The sequence below is a fragment of the Micromonospora sp. M51 genome, assembly GCF_018070305.1.
GTDB lineage: Bacteria > Actinomycetota > Actinomycetes > Mycobacteriales > Micromonosporaceae > Micromonospora > Micromonospora parva.
The window spans coordinates 1-5,815 of record NZ_JAGPXZ010000377.1; the positions used below are offsets into that span (position 1 = coordinate 1).

Consider the following 5,815-nt stretch of genomic DNA (forward strand, 5'->3'; position numbering starts at 1 on the left):
GCTGACCCGAGCCCGGGACCAGGCGCTGGGCCGGCGTAAGCGACACGAGTTCACGCTGACCACGAACTACCGCAACTCGTCGGAGATCTTCGCGGTGGCGGCGGCGGAGATCCGCCGGCTCTACCCCGACCTGCCGCTGCCGACCGCCGTCCGCTCCACCGGGGTCGAACCGGTCGCGCTGGTGGTGCCGGCCGCCGGGTTGGAGACCGCGATCGTCGAGGCCGCCGCCGGCCTGCTGGCCGAGGTGGAGGGCACGGTCGGGGTGATCACGCCGGTCCCCCGCCGCGACGAGGTCGCCGGTTGGCTCGGCGCGCTCGGCGCGCCCAGGTTGCAGGTGGTGACCAGCCTGGAGGCCAAGGGCATGGAGTACGACGCGGTGGTGCTGGTCGCCCCGAGCGAGATCCGGGCGGATCCGGGCGCCGGGGTACGCACCCTGTACGTGGCGCTCTCCCGGGCCACCCAGCGGCTCACCACCATCGACCCGACCGGCTGACCTGCGCGGACCGCCGCCAGCGCGAGGCATCACCCGTACACTTGCACACATAGCGATGTGAGCATACATTTGACCGGGTCCCGGCCGGCGGCGGAAGGTGAATCTCGTGGGCGCAGGTCATGACCACCACCATGGGTCCGTCGCCAATGCCGCACACCAGCACCGGGGTCGACTCTGGGCGGCGTTCGGGCTGCTCGCCACCCTGATGGTGGTCGAGGCGGCGACCGCCCTGCACACCGGCTCACTCGCCCTGCTCTCCGACGCCGGGCACATGTTCACCGACGTGCTCGGCATCGGGATGGCGCTCGCCGCGATCACGGCGACCCGGCGGGCCACCAACGACCCGCAGCGCACCTTCGGGCTCTACCGGCTCGAGGTGCTCGCCGCGCTGGCCAACGCCGTCCTGCTCTCCGGCGTGGCGATCTACGTGGTGATCGAGGCGATCCGTCGGTTCGGCGACCCGCACCAGGTCATCGCCGGCCCGATGCTCGCGGTGGCCGTGCTCGGTCTGCTCGCGAACATCGCCGCCTTCGCCCTGCTGCGCGCCGGGGCCCGGGAGAGCATCAACCTCCAGGGCGCCTACCTGGAGGTGCTCGGTGACCTGCTCGGCTCGGTCGGCGTCATCGGGGCGGCGCTGCTCATCACCGTCACCGACTGGTGGTGGGCGGACCCCCTGGTCGCGGTCGCCATCGGCGTGTTCATCCTGCCGCGCACCTGGCGGCTGGCCCGCGCCGCTATCCGCATCCTGGTGCAGGCCGCCCCGGAGCACCTCCAGGTCACCGCCGTGCACGATCGGCTGGCCGCGGTGCCCGGCGTCGTCGAGGTGCACGACCTGCACGTCTGGACGCTCACCTCGGGCATGGAGGTGGCCTCCGCACACCTGACCATGGCGCCCGGGGCGGAGGTCGGCGCGGTGCTCACCGCGGCGCGTACGGCCCTGCACGACGACTTCCGCATCGAACACGCGACGTTGCAGATCGAGCCGGGCGCCGCCTCCGGCGCGTGTGGCTCCATCGAGTGGTGACGACCTTTTCGGAGCATTGCTCACTTTTAAGGTAATTTTCCGTGGTGACGCACGCACCGTCCGTCACATTGGCTGCAGCGGCCCCACCGGCACCGGTAGGCTCGGTCCCGGCCTCCACCAGGCGGCGCCTCCCGGCGCCGGTGGCGGTCGCCGCCTAATCGCCCAACCGGGCGAACCGGGGAACCATGTTCCTGGGGTGCATCCGCGTCAGCGGTAGGGATCTTCCGTCCCGAACCCGTCAGCTAACCCGGTCGGCGGCTGACGGAAGGACATGCGCAGTGGCACCAGCACGACCACCCGCCGCCCGACTGGCGGCCCTGATCGTCGCGATGTTCGCCCTCGGCGTCGCGCTTCCGGCCGGCACCGCCTCGGCCGCTCCCCCGACCGGCCTGCGGGCCGCCGCACCCGACTCCGACGAGGAGGGCGGCACCCCGGCGTTGCGCGCCCAACTCGAGGCGGCCAGCAAGGGCTACCTGGACGCCAAGCGAGCCCTGGACACCTCGGTACAACGGCAGAAGCAGCTCACCACCCAGCTGAAGACCATCGAGGTCGAGATCGACCAGCGCAACGGCAAGGTCGGCGAGATCGCCGAGGTGGCGTACCGGACCGGACGACTCGGCGCGATGTCGGCGCTGCTCAACAGCAGCACCCCGGAAGGCTTCATGGACCGGGCAGCCGCCCTGGACGCGGTGGCCGCCAACGAGGACCGGGTGCTGCGCGATCTGCTGAAGAGCAAGGACCAGGCCACCCGCACCCGGGTCGCACTGGACGGCGAGATCATTGAACAGCGCAAGCAGGTCGCGGTGATGGCCAAGCGCAAGGAACAGGCCGAACGGGCCCTGACCGTGGCCACCACACCCAAGACACAGAGCACCGCCGACACCGGCTCCAACCGGGGCACCTCCACCGCCAACGCGACGGCCGCGCCGCGCAACTCCGACGGCTCCTGGCCTTCCGAGTCGTGCAGCGTGAACGACCCCACGCCGGCCAGCGGCTGCATCACCCCGCGTACCCTGCACGCGCTCAACCAGGCCAAGGCGGCGGGCTTCACCCGGTACGTCTCGTGCCACCGCCCCAGCGGCTCCGGTGAGCACCCGAAGGGCCGGGCCTGCGACTTCGCCGCACAGAAGGGCGGCTTCGGCGGAGCCGCGACCGGCGGCGACAAGACCTACGGCAACAACCTGGCCGCGTACTTCATCCGCAACGCGGACCGGCTCGCCGTGCTCTACGTGATCTGGTACAAGCAGATCTGGCTGCCCAGCAGCGGATGGAAGTCGTACAGCGGGGCGCACGGGACCCCGTCCACCGACCACACCAACCACGTACACCTGTCGGTCTACTGACCCACCCGTGGTGATGCCTGTGAGTCATCACGATGACTCACAGGCATCACCCGCGTCCGGGGCCGGCTACGTCGCCGGGCGTACCCCTGATGTCGTCGCTCGGCGGACGACCCGGCCGGGGCCGGCGGGCAGCATCGCGGTATGCCTCGGATCCGACCCACCACCCGCAAGGCGCTGCTCACCCTGCACCTCGTCACCTCGCTCGGCTGGCTCGGCACCGACCTGGTGCTGCTCACCCTCGGCATCGCCGTGCAGCGGGGCGCCGACCCGGCGGTGGTCTACCCGGTCACGGCCCTGATCGGCACGGTGCTGTTCGCGCCGCTGAGCGTCCTGGTCTGGCTGATCGGAGTGGCCAGTTCGCTGCTCACCCCGTGGGGCCTGCTGCGGCACCGCTGGGTGCTGGTCAAGCTCGTGCTCACCACCGTGATGGTCGGGCTGGTGCTGTTCCTGCTCACCCCGAACCTGCGCCACGCCGGAGCGGTCGGCGCCGCCCTGCCCGCCCGGGATCGCGCCGACCTGGTCATCGCGCCGGCCGTGTCCACCAGCCTGATGATCATCGCGACGGTGCTCTCCACCTACAAGCCGTGGGGCCGCCGACGCACCGCCGCAGCCACCGTCGCCGGCCGCGGCCGCGCCACCGCCCGGCCCTAACGACCCCCGCCCACCCATGACGCTCGTGGCCGGCGCCCACCCATGCTCGCGCTCGAACCAGGATGTAGTGGCCTCGATGCGACAGGAGGCCACTACATCCTGGATTGAGCACGATCATGAAGCGGGGTGGCGGGCCGGGGCGGGGGCGCAGGGCGGGGCGGAGGGTCAGCCCGGGGGCGGTGGGGGTTCGCCGGTGCGGTCGAGGGCTGCGCCCAGCCGGGTGGCGAGGGCGAGGTGGGCGGCTCGGGCCTGGCGGAACGCGTACCGGAACAGCGGCGTCGGCGCCGTCAGGGTGATCTCCACGTCGATGCGGACCAGGCCGTCGGGCTCGGCGCGCAGTCGGGTGTGGTTGCGCACCGTGGTCGCCGGCCACTGGCGGGCCATCATGACGATCTCGTCGGTCTCGCTGATCAGCACGTCCGCGTGGTACGTAGTCCGGAAGCGCAGCGGGCCGGCCACCAACCGGTCGTTGATCGTGTAGCTGGCCCGCGCCCCGGGCCGGGGCGGCACCCGGCGGACCTGGACGATCAGCGGATGCAGCTCGCCCTGCCGGGTCAGGTCGCTGAGCAGCGCCGCGGCCTCGGCTGGTGAACTCCGGGCCTGGACGGTGTAGCTGAAGGTATCGCTGCTGAGCACACCGTCTCCCGCCGCCGTTGGTCGCCCGATCGTCCCGTACCGATGTCCGGCTGGCAACGCCCGATCGCACCCGACGCCGCGCCGGGCCGGGCCGATGCGGCGAGCCGCCACCATCTGCCCCATTAAGCTCAGTTAGTGCGAAATCTTCCGAAGATGCCGGAGCGCGACGACCTGTACGGCGACAACCGATGAGCGGGCACGTGATGGTCTTCGCGCCCACTCCACAGCTGACGGTGACCGTTGACCAGCCCAACGACCACCCCGAGCTGCACCTGCACCCCGGCGGGCAGGGCGTCTGGCAGTCCCGGATGGTGATCTCCCTCGGTGTCGACGTGGTGCTCTGCACCGCCCTCGGTGGTGAGATCGGCCAGGTGCTGGAGCCGCTGCTGGTCAGCGAGGGCGTGGACCTCAAGGTGGTGGTCCGCGACTCCGGCAGCGGCGGGTACGTGCACGATCGCCGGGACGGCTCCCGGCAGGAGATCGTCGACGTACCCGGGCAGCCACTGAGCCGGCATGAGATCGACGAGTTGTACAACCTCGCCCTCGGTGAGGGCCTGCGGGCCTCGGTGAGCATCCTCAGTGGACCCAACGAGCCCTGGCTCGTACCGGCCGACCTGTACCGACGCTTCGCCGCCGACCTCGGCGCGAACGGCGGCCGGGTGGTGGTCGACCTCTCCGGCGATCACCTCGGTTCGGTGCTGGAGAGCGGGGTGTTCTTCCTCAAGGTGAGTCACGAGGAGTTGATCCGCGACGGCCGCGCCCGCAGCGACGACACCGTGGAACTGACCCAGGCCATGTACGAGTTGCACGCGGGCGGCGCCGAGACCGTGGTGGTGAGTCGCGCCGACCAGCCGGCGTTGGCGCTCATCGACGGGGAGTTGTTCCAGGTCGAGATGCCCCGGCTGGAGGCCGCCGACCCGCGCGGCGCGGGCGACTCGATGACCGCCGGAGTGGCGGCCGTCGTGGCCCGGGGCGGGGACATCCGCACCGCCATCCGCACCGGCGCCGCCGCCGGCGCGCTGAACGTGACCCGGCACGGCCTGGGCACCGGACGACTGGACTCAATCACCGGCCTGGTGGACCGGGTCCGACTGGTGCCGGCGGACAGCCGGCAACAGGAGCGGACCACCCCGGACGAGTTGGCCGACCGGGTGGCCGAGCGATGACACTGCGAGTGTTGATCACCAACGACGACGGGATCGCGGCGCCGGGCATCCAGGCGCTGGCCTGGGCGGCCCGACAGCGGGGCCTGGACGTGGTGGTCGCCGCGCCGATGGAGGAGGCGAGCGGCACCAGCGCCGCGATGAGCGCCATGGAACGCGACGGGCGGGTCGTCGTGAACGACCACCCGCTGCCGGACCTGGCCGGTGTGCCGGCGTACGGGGTCGCCGGGTCCCCCGGCTTCATCACGCTGATCGCCCTGCACGGGGCGTTCGGTCCACCGCCGTCGGTGGTGCTCTCCGGGGTCAACCGGGGTGCCAACGCCGGCCGGGCGGTGCTGCACTCCGGGACCGTGGGCGCCGCGTTCACCGCCGCCACGAACGGGTGCCGGGCGATGGCGGTCTCCCTCGACGTGCTCTCGGCCGGCGAGGCGACGGCCGCGAGCGGTGGCGCCGCGGTGGACGCCGCCGCCCGCGTACGCGACGCCGAGCGGCACTGGAGCACCGC

7 protein-coding genes and 1 riboswitch are annotated in these 5,815 nt (G+C 72.0%); of the genes, 6 read left to right on the plus strand and 1 reads right to left on the minus strand.

The window, feature by feature from the left end; all coding sequences use genetic code 11:
* The 4 genes from KBX53_RS19735 to KBX53_RS19750 form a co-directional block, all read left to right on the plus strand.
* The coding region (locus KBX53_RS19735; RefSeq protein WP_210860910.1) for an ATP-binding domain-containing protein at positions 1–493 on the plus strand (493 nt) is incomplete at its 5' end.
* Between the two features lie 106 nt (positions 494–599).
* Positions 600–1,517 (plus strand): cation diffusion facilitator family transporter, encoded by a 918-nt coding sequence (locus KBX53_RS19740; RefSeq protein WP_210860912.1) that lies wholly within the window; start codon positions 600–602, stop codon positions 1,515–1,517.
* Between the two features lie 141 nt (positions 1,518–1,658).
* Positions 1,659–1,790, plus strand: a riboswitch (cyclic di-AMP (ydaO/yuaA leader).
* A gap of 56 nt (positions 1,791–1,846) precedes the next feature.
* Positions 1,847–2,860: a hypothetical protein gene (locus KBX53_RS19745; protein WP_081883765.1), complete on the plus strand. Its 1,014-nt coding sequence runs from the start codon at positions 1,847–1,849 to the stop codon at positions 2,858–2,860.
* Positions 2,861–3,001: 141 nt separating this feature from the next.
* Positions 3,002–3,511 (plus strand): hypothetical protein, encoded by a 510-nt coding sequence (locus KBX53_RS19750; protein ID WP_036411067.1) that lies wholly within the window; start codon positions 3,002–3,004, stop codon positions 3,509–3,511.
* Positions 3,512–3,676: 165 nt separating this feature from the next.
* Here KBX53_RS19750 and KBX53_RS19755 read toward each other — a convergent pair whose 3' ends face one another.
* Positions 3,677–4,147, minus strand: a complete 471-nt coding sequence (locus tag KBX53_RS19755) for an SRPBCC family protein (protein ID WP_210860913.1) — start codon at positions 4,145–4,147, stop codon at positions 3,677–3,679.
* A 188-nt stretch (positions 4,148–4,335) separates the two neighbouring features.
* Here KBX53_RS19755 and KBX53_RS19760 point away from each other — a divergent pair, with 188 nt between their 5' ends.
* Both KBX53_RS19760 and surE read left to right on the plus strand, forming a co-directional pair.
* Positions 4,336–5,313 carry a 1-phosphofructokinase family hexose kinase gene (locus KBX53_RS19760; protein WP_209444515.1) on the plus strand — a complete coding sequence of 326 codons (978 nt, stop codon included), beginning with the start codon at positions 4,336–4,338 and terminating at the stop codon, positions 5,311–5,313.
* Positions 5,310–5,815 (plus strand): 5'/3'-nucleotidase SurE (gene surE, locus KBX53_RS19765; protein ID WP_210860914.1); only part of this gene is annotated, 506 nt, incomplete at its 3' end. The genes KBX53_RS19760 and surE, both read left to right, overlap by 4 nt.